Consider the following 16,925-nt stretch of genomic DNA (forward strand, 5'->3'; position numbering starts at 1 on the left):
TGACGCTTGAATGATCTGCGCCAGGGAAGCAGAGTACGGGGAGTCACCACGCCTCGGCTATCCAGGTCGGACCCCGAGATGCACGACGTCCGGAACGCCCCGGGCAACCGGCACCTCTTCGGTACGCACCCCCCGGAACCCGGCATTCCGTAGGGATCCCTCGAATTCCGGCGAAGGCTGCGCCGACCACACGGCGAGCACCCCGCCGGGTCTCAACACCCTTGCGCAGCTGGCCAGTCCGCTCGCCGAGTAGAGCCCTTCGTTGCCCTCCGTGACGGTCCAGTCGGGTCCGTTGTCGATGTCCAGGCACAGCGCGTCGTACGTGTTCGATGTCTCATTCACATAAGCGACAAGATCCGTTTCCAGAATCTCGGTCCGTGGATCGGCGAGCGCCGGCGCCGAGAGCGCGGACAGCGGGCCGTGGCGGTGCCAGTCGATCACGGCCGTCTCGCGCTCCACGACGGTGATGCGGCCCCAGCGGGGATTTGCGGCCGCGTGGGCGAGCGAGAACCCGACGCCGAGCCCGCCGATCAGCACACGCGGCTCGGGCCGCCCGTCCAGCGCGTCGAGCGCCACGTCCATCAGCAGCCGCTCCGAGCGCCCGTCGGAGGTGTCCATCAGGAAGCACCCGTTGGCGATGATCTGCAGCAACTCACCGTGGCGGCGCAGCACGACCTCACCGTGCGGGCCCTCACGACGGTCCAGGACTTCGGGGATGTCGTACGAGATGGGCATCCGCCCATTCTGGCAGTCCGGTGGCGGGTGCACAGGGAATTGCCCGGGGCCCGGCTCCCCCCACGGGACGGGCCCCGGGCGGGCGGGGATGGATTCAGGTCCCCGCCGGTCAGGGGTGCTCTGCAGGGCCAGTCCGTGGCCGTACGGGAACACCGGGTCCTCGGTGTCGTCGGGAACGTCGGACCGTGCGGCCGCCACCGCCGCCATGGAGCGCGGCAGTTCGAAGGGCAGCCGGCCCTCCGCCCGTGCCCGTCCGAAGGCCACGTCGAGCAACGCGGCGTCGCAGGCGCCGAAGTCGGCGACCAGGGCGGCCGCGCGCTCGGCGATCTCCGGGAGCACGGCGGGCCGTTCGAGGTTGACGCACACCAGCGTCGGCACGGTGTCCAGGAGCCGCAGGATCTCCTTCAGCTGGTCCTCGGGGAAGGCGAGCGAACCCGCGTGGAAGAAGGACTCGAAGGCGCCGGTGCGCGGCTCGAAGGGCGTCCGCAGCCGCAGCACCGCCACGTCCGCCTCGGCCGGGTCCGCCACGACATTGCCGTACGCCGCCGCCGTCTTCTCGCTCACGCCCCGGACATAGAGGTCGGGGCGCTCGGCGAGGGGCAGCAGGGAGTGGTTGGTCAGGACGGTCAGCGCGCGGCGCTGGGCGGCGGCGCCGAGGGCGGTGAACTCGCTCGCGCCCACGGTCTCCTCGGCCCGGTCGACATCGACGTACGGATTCTCGAAGAGCCCGAGGACGAACTTCTCGCGCAGCAGCCGTCGTACGGAGTCGTCGACACGGTCCTCGGAGATCCGGCCGGAGCGGACCAGTTCCACGATCACCTCGGGGCACTGCTCGCCGCCGAACTGGTCGGTGCCCGCGTCCAGGGCCTTCGCGGCGCGTTCGGGAACCGACAGGTGCTCCACGCCCCAGGCGCGGGCCTCGGCGGGTTCGCCGAGGATCTCGGCGTCGTTGAGGAGGCCCCAGTCGGTGCAGACGATGCCCCGGAAGCCGAGGCGTTCGCGCAGGAGGCCGGTCAGGACGTCCTTGTTGAAGCCGAAGCCGACCTCCTCCCAGTCGGTGCCGACGGGCCGGCCGTAGTACGGCATCATCTGCGAACACCCGGCCTCGATCGCGGCCTTGAAGGGTTCCAGGTGGTGGTCGCGCATCCCGCCCGGGTACACCTGGTCCTTGCCGTGCGCGAAGTGCGGGTCCTCGCCGTCCTTCTGCGGGCCGCCGCCCGGGAAGTGCTTGACCATCGCGGCGACCGACTCCGGGCCGAGCCGCGGGCCCTGCAGGCCGCGGACGTACGCCCGGACCAGCTCGCTCGTCACCTCCGCGCTGGAGCCGAACGTGCCCGACTGGCGGGACCAGCGCGGCTCGGTCGCCAGGTCGATCTGCGGGTGCAGGGCGACCCGGAAGCCGACCGCCAGATACTCGCGGCGCACGGTGTCCGCGAACCTCTCCACCAGCTCGGCGTCCCCGATCGCGGCCAGGCCCAGCGGTTCCGGCCAGGCCGAGAAGTCGCCGGCCAGGAAGGAGGCGCCCGGGTTGTCGGTGAACGCGTGCCGCGGGTCGGTGGAGAGGGTGAGCGGAATGCCGAGCCGGGTGCTCGCGGCCAGTTCCTGGACCCGGTTGACCCAGGTGGCCATCTCACGGGCGGTGCCCTGGCCGATCAGGTTGAAGTGGCTCAACCGGCGCTCCGTCACGAGTTCGGTGGTGCCGCACGTCAGGAACGAGCCGTCCTCGGCGAGGGTGCCGTCCGGGCCCATGGCGAGCATGGTGTGGAAGAGCTGGCCGGCCTTGTCCTCCAGTGTCATGCGGGAGAGGAGGTCCGCCACGCGCTCGTCGACGGGGCGGTTCGGATCGCGGTACGTGGGGGTCGTCATCCCGGAATTCCCTAAGACGTGGGCTTACTTGACGCTACGGATGCACTGGACGGCCAGCGCGCCCAGTACGGCGGCGATCGCGCCGAACAGGAACAGCGCGCTGTAGTTGCCGCCGCCTGTGCCGATCGCGAGGAACGCGGGGGCGACGATGGGGACGAGGGACTGGGGGAGGGCGTTGCCGATGTTCAGGACGCCCATGTCCTTGGCGGACTCCTCCGGGTTGGGGAGCACGGCCGCGGCGAGCGCCATGTCGACGGAGAGGTAGAGCCCCTCGCCGAAGCCGAAGACGACCACGGCGGCGACATACATCCCGAAGGACTGGGCTGTGGCGATCATGGCGAGGCTGACCGCCATGATCAGCGAGGAGCCCAGCACATACGGCTTGCGGCGGCCCGAGCGGTCGGAGAGCTGGCCGCCGAGCAGGGAGCCGAGGACGATCGCGACGACCATGGCGACGGTGCCGGTGAAGAGCTTTCCGGTGACCTGTTCGTCGGAGTAACCGAGGCGGTCCATGAGGAAGTACACCTGGTAGCTGGTGACGCAGGAGGCGCCGGTGAAGACCAGGAAGCGGCCGGCGAAGTTCCACGCGAAGTCGGGGTGCTTGCGCGGGTCGACCCAGAAGCTGCGCAGGAACTCCCGCAAGCTGTACGGCTGGAAGGCGCCTGCGCGGGCCGGGCGGTCCTTCATCACGGCGGCGAGCGAACCGACCGTGACCAGGCCGATCACGCCGGGCACCAGGAAGGCGAGGGCCATCGAGCCGCTGAACGCCTGGGCCATGGCGGAGCCGGCGATGATCGCGAACGGGGTGGTCATGCCGACCATGCCGCAGACGCGGCCCATCTGGCGCTGCGGGATCAGGTCGGGGATGCAGGAGGTCAGCGCGGCGAGGGTGGCGTTGATGCCGAGCTGGGCGAGGGTCCAGCCGAGCAGCAGGGTCGGCACGTCGGTGCCGACGGCGACCACCGCGAGTCCGCCGAGGCCGGCCAGCATGCCGCCGACAAGCCATGGGCGACGGCGGCCGAAGCGGCTGGTGGTGCGGTCGGAGAGGGCTCCGAAGACCGGGTTGCCGAGCATCGCGAGCAGCGCGCCGACGGAGAGCACCTGGCCGAGGGCCGCGCCGCGGTCCGCCTCCGGGACGATCTGGCTGACCCGGAGGGCGAGGGTCACCATGACCGGGGTGAGGACGGCGAGGTAGGCGCCGAACTGGGCGAGGGCGAGAGCGGCGATCAGCTTGGCGGGGGCGGCCTGCTGCGGGGTCTCGACGGACGCTGGGGAGGTCGTCGCGTCGAGCGGGGCGTCGTGGCTCACGGCCATGAGGCACTCCTGGGGGACGGGGGCGGCTTCGTTGCGCGCCGGCCCGCTCAGGGAAACAGCAAAACCGAGTGGGTACTAGGTTTTGTTCGCGTGGGCAGAATCACGCCGCACATGGCTTGAAATATGGGGCGTTTGACACGTGTAACCATCGGTCCGGGCGTCGGTTATCGTGACGGGCATGGAGCCCAAGGAGAGCACCCGCACCGGCAAAGCCGCAGGCCGCGGCAGCTACGCGGTGGGTGACGAACGACGCTCGCGCATCCTCGACGCCGCCGTCGAACACTTCGCCCAGTGGGGCTTCCACGCCTCCTCCCTCGCCCGTATCGCCAAGGACGTCGGCATCACCCAGGGCGGTCTGCTGCACCACTTCCGCAGCAAGGAGGACCTGCTCGTACAGGTTCTGGAGCGCACGGAACGGCAGGACAAGGAGCGGTTCTTCGCGGAGGAGTCCGGCACCGCGGTGCAGTGCTACGCCAACCTCGTCCGCCTCCACGAGCACAACGCCGCACGCCTCGGCCGCACACGGATGTTCAACGTCCTCCTGGCGGAGGCGGGCGATGTCGGTCATCCCGCGCACGCGTACTTCGTACGGCGGTACGCGGAGCTCGTCGAGGTCATGTCCGCCGCCTTCCGGCACGCGGTCCAGAGCGGTGAGCTGAGGCCCGGCACGGATGTCGTGGCCCTCGCGGAGGAGACGGCCGCCGTCATGGACGGGCTCCAGCTCCAGTGGGTGCTCGACCCGAAGGGCTTCGACATGGTCGGGCGGTTCCGGCAGTACGCGGACCGGCTGCTGCGGGCGGTCACCGTGGAAGGGATCGGGCTGCCGGACGGTTCTTGAGAAGTACCTGTGAATCGGGGCCCGCGTGGCGCCGGTCACAGACACGGGGGCGGCGGAGTGCGAAGGCTGGAGCGACACGGAAGGAGCGCCTCACGGTGGAACGCAGCGAGGTCGCCGCGCGGGCTTCTGAGGACAGGGCGGGGACGACGTCCGTGCCGGACAGCGCATCGGGCCTGCTGGACGGGGTGCCGAAGCAGCGCGGGCCGGTTCCTGTCCCGGCCGCTCTCCCGGTCGCCGTGGCCGCCCCCGAGGTCCGCCCGAGGATCCGCCCGTGGCGGCTGTTCCCCACCCCCACCGGGACGCCGTTCACCTTCGGTTACGCCGCCGTCCTGGCCGTCACCTCGCTCGTCACGGAGTACGCCGACCCGTCCCTCGTCCACACCCTGCTCCAGGGCTCCAGTACCGACGTGGCCCACCTCGTGCGCACGCCCGTGCTCGTCCTGTTCGCCAGCGCGCTGTGGATCGCGGGCGGGATCGCGTCGCCGTACGTCCTCGGCTTCCTGCTGGTCATGACCGCGCTGGAGCGCCGGATCGGCGGCCTGCGCGCGGCCGGCGTCTTCCTCCTCGGCCATGTCCTGGCCACCCTCGCGACCGAGGTCCCGGTGGGCCTCGCCGTCCTGGCCGGCCACCTCCCCGACACCTCCCTGCACCGCCTCGACTACGGCATCAGCTTCGGCGTCGCCGCCGCGACGGGCGCGCTCGCCGGACTGCTCCCGCCATGGCTGCGATGGCCGCTGCTGGGCTTGTACGGGGCGATGCTGGTGCAGGACCTGCTCGCCTTCACCGACCCGATGACCGAGTGGGGGCACCTGATGGCCCTGGCGATCGGGGTGGCGACCTGGCCGGTGGTCCGGCGCTGGTACGGGCTTCAGGTCCCGGGCGCGGCCACCGCCGCATAGTCCCCGGCCGCGCCCGGCTCGGCGCGGACGGGCCGAACACCTGGTCTCCGGCGGGGCGGGTGCGTCGGGAGCGCTGGACCGTCCTCGGCCTTACCGACCAGGGCCATGCCGACGCGGGCGGCCACGGCGGCCGGACGACCGAGGAACGCACGGCCGTCATCCGGACCGGAACTGGTCGCCGGCACCGCGCAGATCCTCCCGCCTCACGCCGTGCGGGGCGGGTTCCAGACGTACGGCGTGGTCGTCGTCACCGGCTCGAAGCCGAGGCGGCGCAGGATGGGGGCGCTGTCGTCGGAGGCGTCCACGTGCAGATACGTGACGCCGCGCGCGGTCGCGAGGGCGGCGCGGGTGGCGACCAGGGCGCGGTAGATCCCCCGGCCCCGCCACTCGGCGAGCGTGGAACCGCCCCACAGGCTCGCGAACGCCGTGCCCGCGCGGAAGGCCAGCCAGGCCGCGCAGACCACCTCGCCGTCCGCCTCGGCGACGTAGACCGCGATCTCGTCGGGAGCGGCGGCGACCCGGCCGATGAGGTCGTCGGCGAGCCAGCTGCGGTCCTCGCCCCAGACGGTGGACTCCATGGCGGCGACGCGGCGCATGTCGGCGTCCGTCGTGACCCGCCGCAGGGTCACACCCTCCGGCAGGACGGGCTCGCGTACGGCCATGTCGGCCGCGCGCCCGATCAGCACCGTCTCCCGCTCCTCCGGCAGGAAGCCTGCCGCGCGGAGCCGTTCGGTGAGGTCGGCCGGGGTGTCGTGGCCCCGGGTCTTCCACTCCACGGCCTCGCCGCGCGCCGCGAAGAAGTCCCGCTGCGAGGCGATGAGCCGGTCCAGTGCGTCCCCGTCGACGCCGAGTTCGCGCGGCCCGCTCACAAAGCCCCGGAACTGTCCGACGATCCGCAGCAGCGGGCCGTCCTTCTCGTACGTCACTCCGGCGGGCGGGGTGGGCGGCGCACCGCGCATCTGGTCGTCGTAGGCGGCGAGGAAGATCTCGGTGTCGGTCACGGCACGACCGTACGGCGTCCGGCACAGGAGGCAACCGGTTTTGCGCGGCGCCCTCAGCCGGTGAACTTCGCGCTGGTCAGTGGCGCGGTCACCGTCCAGCCCAGCGACTCGTACAGCCCCCGGCCCGCGGGCGTCCCCGCCAGGACGCAGAGCTCCACGCCCTGTTCCGAGGCGGCCCGCTGGAGGGTGTGCATGACGACCGTGCCGAGGCCCTTGCGGCGGTGCAGCGGCGAGGTCTCGATCTGGTCGACGACCGCCGTCGCGCCGGTCGGGGCGAGCTGGCCGCGGGCCGCCCAGGAGCCGTCGGGGGCGGCGAGCATGGTGCGGGTGACGCCGCCGCGGGACCAGGTGCGCAGACGGTAGCCGTCGGGGACCGTCGGCCGGTCGGGTGCGGTGGTCAGGGGGAGGGCCATCAGGTAGCCGGGCTCGGGGTCGATCCACCAGCCCTCGCCGAGCCAGCCGCCGACCACGCTCGGATCCCGGAACACCTTGAGCCACACACCGGCGCCGGTGACCGCCCCGGCCACCTTCCGCACGGCCGTCTCCTCGACGCCGTCGCCGACCGCGCCGAACACATGCCGGGCGACATGTCCGTCCGAGCCCACGTCGATCGTGCACCCCCACGCCTCGACCACCGGCGGGGCCGCCCCGCGCGAGAGCACCCAACCGTCCACCCATGCCCGTACGAGCCGGTCCATGGCACCCCTTCCGGTAACGAATGAAAGCCGTCCGGGGTTATTACAGTCGCAGGTCACGCTTCCCCGCAGATGTGATCGCTCACAGCGAACGCGTCCCGGGGAACAATCAAGGGCTCACGTGCATTGAGTCGGCATAGCTCAACTTGAGTGCCGAAGGGGAGATCATGGCTTCGACGTCCACACCGCTCACTCTGCCCGTGCTGCCGCTCGACGACGAGGTCGTGCTTCCCGGCATGGTCGTACCGCTCGACCTGAACGATCCCGACGTACGCGCCGCGGTGGAGGCCGCCCAGGCCGCCGCCCGGTCCGAGCCGGGCAAGCCCAAGGTCCTGCTGGTGCCGCGCATCGACGGCACCTACACCGGTACCGGCGTCCTCGGCACCGTCGAGCAGGTCGGCCGGCTGGCCGACGGCGACCCTGGCGCGCTCATCCGCGGCCGGGGACGGGTGCGCATCGGTGCCGGGACCACGGGGCCGGGTGCCGCCCTCTGGATCGAGGGCACCCGTATCGACGAGACCACGCCCGAGCCGCTGCCGGGCCATGTCACCGAACTGGTCAAGGAGTACAAGGCCCTCGCCACCGCCTGGCTGCGCAAGCGCGGCGCCTGGCAGGTCGTGGACCGCGTCCAGGCCATCGACGACGTCTCCGCGCTCGCCGACAACTCCGGCTACTCGCCCTTCCTGACCACCGACCAGAAGGTCGAACTGCTGGAGACCGCCGACCCGGTGGCCCGCCTCAAGCTCGCGACCCAGCACCTGCGCGACCACCTCGCCGAGCAGGACGTCGCCGAGACCATCGCCAAGGACGTCCAGGAAGGCGTCGACAAGCAGCAGCGCGAGTTCCTGCTCCGCCGCCAGCTGGAAGCCGTGCGCAAGGAGCTGCGCGACCTCAACGGCGAGAAGGACGGCGAGGAGTCCGACGACTACCGCGCCCGCGTGGAGGCCGCCGACCTGCCGGAGAACGTCCGCGAGGCGGCCCTCAAGGAGGTCGACAAGCTGGAGCGGTCCAGCGACCAGTCGCCCGAGGGATCCTGGATCCGGACCTGGCTGGACACGGTGCTCGAACTCCCGTGGAACGAGCGGACCGAGGACTCCTACGACATCCAGGGCGCCAAGTCGGTCCTGGACGCCGAGCACGCGGGCCTGGAGGACGTGAAGGAACGGATCACCGAGTACCTCGCGGTGCGCAAGCGCCGCAACGAACGAGGGCTGGGTGTGGTCGGCGGCCGCCGTGGCGGCGCCGTCCTGGCGCTGGTCGGCCCGCCCGGCGTCGGCAAGACGTCCCTGGGCGAGTCCGTCGCGCACGCCATGGGCCGCAAGTTCGTCCGCGTCGCCCTCGGCGGGGTGCGGGACGAGGCCGAGATCCGCGGTCACCGGCGTACGTACGTCGGCGCGCTGCCCGGCCGGATCGTCCGTGCCGTCAAGGAGGCCGGGTCCATGAACCCGGTGGTCCTGCTCGACGAGATCGACAAGGTGGGCTCCGACTTCCGGGGCGATCCGGCGGCCGCCCTGCTGGAGGTCCTCGACCCCGCGCAGAACCACACCTTCCGGGACCACTACCTGGAGGTGGAGCTGGACCTGAGCGACGTGGTCTTCCTCGCCACCGCCAACGTCCTGGAGGCCATCCCCGAGGCCCTGCTCGACCGTATGGAGCTGGTCCGCCTCGACGGCTACACCGAGGACGAGAAGGTCGTCATCGCCCGTGACCACCTGCTCCCGCGCCAGCTGGAGCGGGCCGGCCTCGACAAGGACGAGGTGACCCTGGACGAGAGCGCCCTGCGCAAGCTCGCCGGCGAGTACACCCGCGAGGCGGGCGTCCGCACCCTGGAGCGGTCCATCGCACGGCTGCTGCGCAAGGTCGCGGCCCAGCACGAACTGGGTGAGCGCAAGCTGCCGTTCACCGTGACGGACGAGGAGCTGCGGGGCCTCATCGGGCGCCCGCACCACGTGCCGGAGTCGGCGCAGGACCCGGCGGAGCGCCGTACCGCGGTGCCGGGTGTGGCGACGGGCCTGGCGGTCACGGGAGCCGGCGGTGACGTGCTCTTCGTGGAGGCGTCCCTGGCGGACCCGGAGACGGGTGCGGCGGGTCTGACCCTGACCGGCCAGCTGGGTGACGTGATGAAGGAGAGCGCGCAGATCGCGTTGAGCTTCCTCCGCTCGCACGGCGCCGAACTGGAGCTGCCGGTGGGCGACCTGAAGGACCGGGGCGTGCACATCCACTTCCCGGCGGGCGCGGTGCCGAAGGACGGCCCGAGCGCGGGCGTCACGATGACGACGGCACTGGCGTCGCTGCTGAGCGGGCGGCTGGTGCGGACCGACGTCGCCATGACGGGCGAGGTCTCGCTTACGGGCCGCGTGCTGCCCATCGGCGGTGTGAAGCAGAAGCTGCTGGCCGCGCACCGGGCGGGCGTCACCACCGTCATCATCCCCAAGCGCAACGAGCCCGACCTGGACGACGTCCCCGCCGAGGTGCTGGACAAGCTCGACGTCCACGCCGTGACGGACGTCCGCCAGGTCCTGGAGCTGGCGTTGTCGCCGGCCGTGGCCGGGGCGGCGTCGGAGGTTCCGGTGGCGGCGTGACGGACGCCATCGGATGAGGTGAAGGCCCGGGTTCTCGTGAGGGAGGCCCGGGCCTTCGCCGTACCGGGGAAGGGGTCAGCCCTTGGCGAGCGCCTGCACCCTGTCGAGCGCCCCGTTGAACCGGTCGTGGTCGCCGACCGTCGGCCCGGACGAGGTGTACTGCCACATCGTGTAGGTGCTCCACCCGGCCGGCAGGGTGCCCGCGGTCGAGGCATAGCGGGCGATCCAGAGCGGGTTGGCGGCGAAGCCGGCGTAGTTGCCGGTGCACTGGGTCCACCAGCTGGTGGAGGTGTAGATGACGGCGTCGCGGCCGGTGCGGGCCTTGTACTGGTTCAGGAAGTCACGGATCCAGCTCACCATCGCGCTCTTGGTCTTGCCGTAGCAGGAGTCGCCGTACGGGTTCCACTCGATGTCGAGGGTGCCGGGCAGGGTCCTGCCGTCGGCGGACCAGCCGCCTCCGTGGTCGACGAAATAGTTGGCCTGCGTTGCGCCGGTCGTGGTGTCCGGGGTCGCGAAGTGGTACGCGCCGCGGATCATGCCGACGCCGTAGGAGCCGCTGTACTGCTGGGAGAAGTAGGGGTTCGTGTAGTACGTCCCCTCGCTCCCCTTGGTGTAGGCCCACCGGACCCCGCTGTTCCAGAGGGTCGTCCAGGCGACGTTGCCCTGGTAACTGGCCACGTCGACGCCCTCGGTCTGGGCGGCGCGGGTGTCGGCGGGCAGGCCGCCCTGTCCGTCGTGGGCGACGACGCCCATGCCCATGCGGGCGGTGCCGCGGGTCGGTGTGGCGGTGGCGTCGGGCGACTCGGCGGCCGACGCCGGGGCTATGGACAGCAGCGCGAGCACGGCGGTGAGGACGCCGGTGAGGAACAGCGGGCGAGGGCGGGGCGATCCGGGTCTGTGCACGGGCATGGCGTGCCTCCGAGGGTTTCGATGATGCTCGGTGGGGGACACCCGGCCGGGGTGTATGGCGTGGGCATGCCAGTCAGCGCCTGGTCAAGAAGCTACGCACGTCGACGAGCGGGTGGGAAGAGGGACCGGTTGCTGCCGTTGGTCTAGCCCTGCGAAATACTTACCGAGCTGCGGTGACGGCGCAATTTGGCGGAAACTTTCAGGACCGGGAAGACCGAGGCAGGGGCTGACGTGCACCAAGACGGGAACGACGGCGGACACGGAGACGGGCCCGAGGGGCCCAGGACTGGTCTGGACCAGCCCGAATTCCTGGCGCTGGAACGCGAGTTGACCGTGCTCCTGCGGCGCGCCCGGGCCAACCAGGGCGAGATGGCACGCGAAGTCCACCCCGACCTGGAGTCCGCCGCCTACGGACTGCTGGTGCGGCTCGAGGAGTCCGGACAGCAGCGCGCCACGGAACTCGCCGCCTACATCGGCGTCGGCAAGGCCACCATGTCCCGCCAGTTGCGCGCCCTGGAGACCCTGGGCCTCGTCACCCGCGCCCCGGACCCCGCGGACGGACGCGCCTGGCTCGTCGAGCTCACGGAGGAGGGACGGTCCCGGGTCGGGCGGGTACGGAACGCGCGACGGGCGCGGTACGCGGGCCGGCTGGCGGACTGGAACCCCCGCGAGGTGTCCGAGCTCGCGCGGCTGCTGCATGAGCTGAACCGGGGCACGGAGCGCTGACCCGGCCGCCGGACGGCAGCCCGGCCCGCCTCACAGCTCGGCGTACACCACCGTCGCATCGTCATGCGTCTTGCTCCGCCCCAGATACATCCGCGCCTCCGCATCCGCGCTCTCCAGCTCCCGCACCCGCGCCACCAGCGCCCCCGCCCCGTCCTTCCGTACGAAGGTGAGGCAGTCCGTCCAGTCCCCCTCGCGGAACTTCTCCACCCACCGGGCCGCCCCGTCCGTCAGCGCGGCCAGGGACCGGACCGACGAACGCGGCAGCGCGCCCGTCACCGCCCGGCCCGCCACCGACGGATCGGCCGCGGCGGTGAAGAAGCCGCCCTCCATGTTGCGCAGGGTCGAGTCGATGAGGGCGTCCGTGGCCAGGGCGGAGCGGGGGAGGCGGGCGAGGCGGTCGTCGAGGACGGCCGTCACCGTGCCGTCCTGCGACTCCAGCAGCAGGGCCGAGTCCGAGAGGACCAGGTACTCCACCGTCCGCGCCGACCAGCGGGCGACGACCACCGTGGCCTGTGGTGTGCGTGGGTGAGAAAGGTCACAGGCGTGCGCGTGGGACTCGGAGGTACGAGAGACCGCGAGGCCCAATGCCTCGGTCAGCGGAACATCGGGGAGGGAAACGGTCAGTTCGGTCAGCGCGCCACCCAGTCGCGCCGTGAACCAGGGGACGGAATGCAGACACCCCGTCCCGCCCGTCGGCGGTGTGACGCCGTCCAGGACCACGAGCGCCCCGCCCTGTCCGGAGGCCGGAAGGGCGACGCTCGCGAAGTCCTCGTTGGGGCGGGCCCGGTCGCCGGGCTCCGAAACAAGTTCCGTACGCATCCGGCCAGTCTGCACGAGCCCTTCACGGTGTTCACAAAAGGCTGGCAATGGTTGCCGGACGGGCGCAGTCGCGCAGGTCAGGCGCCTGGTTTGGGAGGGATTGGTTCACTCCGGGAAGACGTGGTGGCGGATAATGCCATCGGTCGGCGGCGACGTCCAACCGGCCCGCCGGTCAAGGTCGCTGACCATGCCACCGGAACTTGCTCGCCAACTCCCGTCCGGGGTTCACTCCTTCGGGTGGCGGGTCGGGTGATGCGCGCCCGCTGCCCAGCGGCACTGGGAGGGTCGGGAAACGTACCCGGTGTGTGACTCCAGTTGACGGAGCGTCACCCGGGCCCATGGGTACACGAGTCAGGAATGCGAGCACCGGTGCAGAAGACGCGGCCACGTCGTACGAGCAAGCAGACGGCCCCCGCCGATCCCACCACCGCCGACGGTTCCGCCGTCGGCAAGGGCCGCCCCACCCACGTACGCAACCGGCTGATCATCGCCGCGGCCGTCGTGGCCGCCGCCATCGCCGGCGCCGGGGCCCCCTCGATCCTCGCCGCCTCGGGAGAACTGAGCGACTCCCAGGACCTGGTGACACTCGCCGAGCAGACCCAGGACGCCCTGATCCTCGCGCACTCGCTCGCCGACGAGCGGGACGAGGTCACCTCGTACGTCGCCGCCGGACGCGCCAAGTCCAAGGCCCCCTCCGAGCAGCGCGGCGCCCGCGTCGACCGCCAGGTCGAGGAGTTGCGCGCCGACACCGACACCCCCGCCGACCTCCGTACGGACCTCGACGGCATCGCCGCCCTGCGCCGCGCGGCGCTCACCGGCAAGAGCTCCGCCCTCGAGGTGCACCAGACCTACTCCGCGGCCATCAACGAGCTGCACCGTCTCGCCGAGCACCTGGCCGAGCAGATGCCGCCCCGCGCGGGCTCCGGCGCCTACGCGCTCGCCGAGCTGGACTCCGCCGTGCAGCAGGCCGCCGCCACCCGCGGCCTGCTGCTCGCGGCGCTCAACGTGCCCCGCACCACCCAGACGGTCACCGACCCCATCACCGGGATCGCCTCCACCGCCGTCACCTCCTCGGCCGCCGACACCAGGCAGCGCGACGCCCTCACCGCCGCCGCCCAGCAGGCCCGGCTGCGCTCCGACGCCGCCCTCGCCGACTTCCACGACACCGCTCCCGAAGCCGCGAAGAACAGCTTCGACTCCACGGTCACCGGCCCCGAGGTCAACTCCGCCGAGAAGTACCTCGCCGGCCTCACCGACCGGGCCACGCTCTCCGACGGCGAACTCGACACCAGCACCAAGAAGGCCGACGCCGCCCTCTCCGCGCGCGTGGACCTGATGCGCGGTGTGGAGTCGGCCCTCTACAACCAGCGCACCAAGGACCTCGCCCAGCTCCGCGACGACGACGTCACCGCGCTGGAGCTGCGCGTCGCCATCCTCGGCGCCCTCATGCTGCTCGCCGTCGGTATCGCCACCGCCATGGCCCGCACCCTGACCCGCCCCCTCGCCGTCCTGCGCCTGGGCTCGGCCCGGTTGGCGCAGTCCGAGGAGCCGACCACCGAGGAACCGGTCAAGTTCACCGGCCGCAACGACGAGTTCGCCCAGGTCGTCCGCTCCGTCAACGCCCTGCACGCGCACGCCGTCGCCGTCCAGGAGCGCGTCGCCACCCTGGAGTCCGACCGCAAGCACCTGGTCGGCCAGCGTCAGAAGATGGCCGACGCCCGCGAGGAGCTGCGCACCGAACTCGCCGAGTCCGCCGTTCAGTTGGCGCGCCTTCGCGAGAGCATCGGCGGCACCTTCGTCAACCTCGCCCTGCGCACCCTCGGCCTGGTGGAACGCCAACTCGCCGTCATCGAGAACCTGGAGGAGCGCGAACAGGACCCCGACCGCCTCGCCACCCTCTTCAAGCTCGACCACTTCGCCACGGTCATGCGCCGCCACAGCGAGAACCTCCTCGTCCTCGCCGGCACGGAACACGTCCAGCAGCACGCCGGCCCGGTCCCGCTGGTGGATGTCGTCCGGGCCGCGGTGAGCGAGATCGAGCGCTACGAGCGCGTCCGTATCGCGGCCCTGCCCCCGCACGCGCATGTCGCGGGCTTCGCGGCCGACGACCTGTCCCACCTCCTGGCCGAGCTGATGGAGAACGCCACGTCGTTCTCCCCGCCGGACATGCCCGTCGAGGTCTCCGGCTGGCTCCTGGAGAGCGGCGAGGTCATGCTCTCCGTCCAGGACGAGGGCATCGGCGTGCCCGACGAGCGGCTGACCCGGCTCAACTCCCGCCTCGCCGACTTCGACCCGGACTCCCCGTACGACCAGGAGGGCGAGGAGGGGCTCGGTCTCGGCCTGTACGTCGTCGCCCGCCTCGCCCACCGCCACGGCGTCCGCGTCCAGCTCCGCGAGCAGAAGCAGGGCGGCATCGCCGCGGTGGTCGTCCTCCCGAAGGGCCTGCTGGCGCCGGCACCGTCCGCCGCGGTCCCCTCCTCGGACCCGCTGCCCGGCACCCCCCACACCGTCTCCCTGCCGGGCGCCGACGCGGAGGCCAACTCCAACGTCCTGCCTACCCGTTCGGGCACCGGCGACGTGCTGGTGGCCCTGGCGGAGAAGGCGGTACGGACATCGCAGACGGCGGGGGCGGAGACCCCGGCCGAGACGACGATGGAGCTGTTGCTGCCGGTTACGGCGGAGCCCGAGGCAACCCCCGAACCCGCGGCCGCCGACGGCGAGGAACCCCCACAGGGGTCACCCGCGCCCGACGACGGCGAGACGGAACACGAGCGCACCCCGGACGAGGACCAGCTCACCGCGAAGGGCCTCCCCAAGCGCACACCGAAGATCACCGCGCCCGCGACCACACCGCGCCCGCGCAGCAGTTCCGTGGACGCCGAAGCCCTCCGCCGGAGGCTCGGCGGCTTCCGCCGGGGGGCGGAGGCGGGCTACCGCGACGTAGAAGCAGAGATCGCCGAACAGACGGGCCAGATGAGGACGCCCGCACACAGCGAAGATTCCACGGGGGGCACTCCCGAGGAGGCAAGCAGTTGACCGCGCCCAGTACCTTCGGACTGAGCAGTGAAGCCCGCAATCTGCACTGGCTGCTGACGAACCTGGTCGAGGAGGTGCCGGGCATCCAGTCAGTAGCGGTGGTCTCATCGGACGGCCTGCTCCTGCTCTCCTCCGACCCCGGCACCAACGACGAGGCCCGGCAGACCCGCACCACCCCGAAGGGCCCACGAGGCTCCTCCGCCGATCTCGCGACCATCGTGTCCGGCATCGGCAGCCTCACCATCGGCGCCGCCAAGCTCATGGAGTCCGGCGGGGTGAAGCACACGATGGTCGCGATGGACGAGGGCAGCCTGTTCGTGATGTCGATCAGCGACGGCTCGCTGCTCGGTGTGCACGGCTCCGCGGACAGCGACATGAGCGTCGTGGCGTACCACATGGCCCTGTTCGTCGGCCGTGCCGGGCACGTCCTGACCCCCGAACTCCGCAGTGAGCTACGGCAGTCGCTGGAGTCCGAGAGCGCGGGGGGCGGACGATGACCGGCCGTCCGAACCTCCCCGTCCGCGGCGGCGACCGCAAGCCCGCCCGCGTGCGCCCCTACTCGCTCACCGGCGGCCGCACCCGCTTCGGCCACGTCCTCCTCGTGGAGACGTTCGTCGCGGCGCTGGAGGCCGCCGAGGAGCGCAAGGAACTGGCGAATGGTTCCCTCAACACCCGGGTCATGCCGGAGATGCGGGCCATCGTCGAACTCTGCCGCCGTATGCGCACGGTGGCCGAGATCGCCGCGCTGCTGAAGATGCCGCTCGGCGTGGTCCGCGTGCTCCTGAGCGACCTCGCGGACCAGGGAAAGATCCGTGTGTACGGCACCGGCACCGGTCACGGGACCGGTCGCCCGGACCGCGCTCTGCTCGAAAGGGTGCTGAGTGGACTCCGCCGTCTTTGACGACACCGACGAGGACGTGAAGTCCTGGCAGACGGACCGTACCCGGGCCCCGATCGCGACGAAGATAGTCGTGGCCGGCGGCTTCGGCGTCGGCAAGACCACGCTCGTCACCGCCGTCTCGGAGATCACGCCCCTGGAGACCGAGGCGCTGATGACCGAGGCGAGCGAGGAGACCGACGACCTCACCGCCACGCCCGGCAAGCTCACCACCACCGTGGCCATGGACTTCGGCCGCCTCACGCTCGACGACGACCTGGTGCTCTACCTGTTCGGCACGCCGGGCCAGCAGCGGTTCTGGTTCATGTGGGACGACCTGGTGCGCGGTGCGATCGGCGCGGTCGTGCTGGCCGACACCCGCCGGCTGAAGGACTGCTTCCCGGCGCTGGACTACTTCGAGAGCTGCGGACTGCCGTACGTCGTCGCGGTCAACCACTTCGACGACAGCGAGCTGTTCGAACCGGAGGACGTGCGGGAGGCGTTGACGATCCCCGCGCACATACCTGTAATGATCATGGATGCGCGCCGCAGGATCTCGGTGATCGAGAGCCTCCTGGCCCTCGTCGGCCACGCGCTGGACGAAACACCCGAGTAGTCGCGACCTAGG

Annotated in this window: 14 protein-coding genes and 1 pseudogene; 8 read left to right on the top strand and 7 right to left on the bottom strand. The window is 71.6% G+C overall.

What is annotated here, in order from left to right; all coding sequences use genetic code 11:
- Nucleotides 1–57: 57 nt before the first annotated feature.
- From OG381_RS31115 to OG381_RS31125, 3 genes and pseudogenes are all read right to left on the bottom strand, one after another.
- Nucleotides 58–735, bottom strand: coding sequence for a spermidine synthase (locus OG381_RS31115; protein WP_327722599.1), 678 nt, complete (start codon nucleotides 733–735; stop codon nucleotides 58–60).
- A gap of 141 nt (nucleotides 736–876) precedes the next feature.
- Nucleotides 877–2,601: pseudogene (locus OG381_RS31120) on the bottom strand (glycoside hydrolase family 3 protein); the annotation flags it as partial.
- Between the two features lie 24 nt (nucleotides 2,602–2,625).
- Nucleotides 2,626–3,915, bottom strand: coding sequence for an MFS transporter (locus OG381_RS31125; protein ID WP_327719355.1), 1,290 nt, complete (start codon nucleotides 3,913–3,915; stop codon nucleotides 2,626–2,628).
- 178 nt (nucleotides 3,916–4,093) lie between these two features.
- Here OG381_RS31125 and OG381_RS31130 point away from each other — a divergent pair, with 178 nt between their 5' ends.
- The gene (locus OG381_RS31130) at nucleotides 4,094–4,753 is read left to right on the top strand and encodes a TetR/AcrR family transcriptional regulator (protein ID WP_327719356.1); all 660 of its coding nucleotides are present in this window, start codon (nucleotides 4,094–4,096) and stop codon (nucleotides 4,751–4,753) included.
- 95 nt (nucleotides 4,754–4,848) lie between these two features.
- Nucleotides 4,849–5,652, top strand: coding sequence for a rhomboid-like protein (locus OG381_RS31135; RefSeq protein ID WP_327719357.1), 804 nt, complete (start codon nucleotides 4,849–4,851; stop codon nucleotides 5,650–5,652).
- Between the two features lie 203 nt (nucleotides 5,653–5,855).
- On the opposite strand, the gene OG381_RS31140 is transcribed toward OG381_RS31135, so the two are convergent.
- Together OG381_RS31140 and OG381_RS31145 are read right to left on the bottom strand one after the other, a co-directional pair.
- Entirely contained in the window at nucleotides 5,856–6,611 is a 756-nt protein-coding gene (locus OG381_RS31140) for a GNAT family N-acetyltransferase (protein ID WP_443062055.1), read from the bottom strand.
- Between the two features lie 95 nt (nucleotides 6,612–6,706).
- Nucleotides 6,707–7,351, bottom strand: a complete 645-nt coding sequence (locus OG381_RS31145; protein WP_327719359.1) for a GNAT family N-acetyltransferase — start codon at nucleotides 7,349–7,351, stop codon at nucleotides 6,707–6,709.
- A gap of 164 nt (nucleotides 7,352–7,515) precedes the next feature.
- Between OG381_RS31145 and lon the strand changes: the two genes are divergently transcribed.
- Entirely contained in the window at nucleotides 7,516–9,930 is a 2,415-nt protein-coding gene (lon, locus tag OG381_RS31150) for an endopeptidase La (protein ID WP_327719360.1), read from the top strand.
- A 75-nt stretch (nucleotides 9,931–10,005) separates the two neighbouring features.
- Here lon and OG381_RS31155 read toward each other — a convergent pair whose 3' ends face one another.
- The gene (locus tag OG381_RS31155) at nucleotides 10,006–10,839 is read right to left on the bottom strand and encodes a lysozyme (protein ID WP_327719361.1); all 834 of its coding nucleotides are present in this window, start codon (nucleotides 10,837–10,839) and stop codon (nucleotides 10,006–10,008) included.
- 231 nt (nucleotides 10,840–11,070) lie between these two features.
- Here OG381_RS31155 and OG381_RS31160 point away from each other — a divergent pair, with 231 nt between their 5' ends.
- The gene (locus OG381_RS31160) at nucleotides 11,071–11,565 is read left to right on the top strand and encodes a MarR family winged helix-turn-helix transcriptional regulator (protein WP_327719362.1); all 495 of its coding nucleotides are present in this window, start codon (nucleotides 11,071–11,073) and stop codon (nucleotides 11,563–11,565) included.
- 30 nt (nucleotides 11,566–11,595) lie between these two features.
- Here the strand turns inward: OG381_RS31160 and OG381_RS31165 are convergent, their stop codons facing one another.
- Nucleotides 11,596–12,384, bottom strand: coding sequence for a protein phosphatase 2C domain-containing protein (locus OG381_RS31165; RefSeq protein WP_327719363.1), 789 nt, complete (start codon nucleotides 12,382–12,384; stop codon nucleotides 11,596–11,598).
- Between the two features lie 369 nt (nucleotides 12,385–12,753).
- On the opposite strand from OG381_RS31165, the gene OG381_RS31170 reads away from it, so the two are divergent.
- The 4 genes from OG381_RS31170 to OG381_RS31185 are packed head-to-tail and all read left to right on the top strand — an operon-like array spanning nucleotide 12,754 to nucleotide 16,913.
- Nucleotides 12,754–15,420 carry a sensor histidine kinase gene (locus OG381_RS31170; RefSeq protein ID WP_327719364.1) on the top strand — a complete coding sequence of 889 codons (2,667 nt, stop codon included), beginning with the start codon at nucleotides 12,754–12,756 and terminating at the stop codon, nucleotides 15,418–15,420.
- Entirely contained in the window at nucleotides 15,417–15,917 is a 501-nt protein-coding gene (locus OG381_RS31175; RefSeq protein ID WP_327719365.1) for a roadblock/LC7 domain-containing protein, read from the top strand. Before OG381_RS31170 ends, OG381_RS31175 begins: the two co-directional genes overlap by 4 nt.
- Nucleotides 15,914–16,321 (top strand): DUF742 domain-containing protein, encoded by a 408-nt coding sequence (locus tag OG381_RS31180; protein ID WP_327719366.1) that lies wholly within the window; start codon nucleotides 15,914–15,916, stop codon nucleotides 16,319–16,321. The genes OG381_RS31175 and OG381_RS31180 overlap by 4 nt, the downstream gene beginning before the upstream one ends.
- On the top strand, nucleotides 16,302–16,913 hold the full coding sequence (locus OG381_RS31185) for a GTP-binding protein (RefSeq protein ID WP_327719367.1): 612 nt from the start codon (nucleotides 16,302–16,304) through the stop codon (nucleotides 16,911–16,913). The genes OG381_RS31180 and OG381_RS31185 overlap by 20 nt, the downstream gene beginning before the upstream one ends.
- Nucleotides 16,914–16,925: the final 12 nt, after the last annotated feature.

The sequence above is a fragment of the Streptomyces sp. NBC_00490 genome, from assembly GCF_036013645.1.
GTDB lineage: Bacteria > Actinomycetota > Actinomycetes > Streptomycetales > Streptomycetaceae > Streptomyces > Streptomyces canus_F.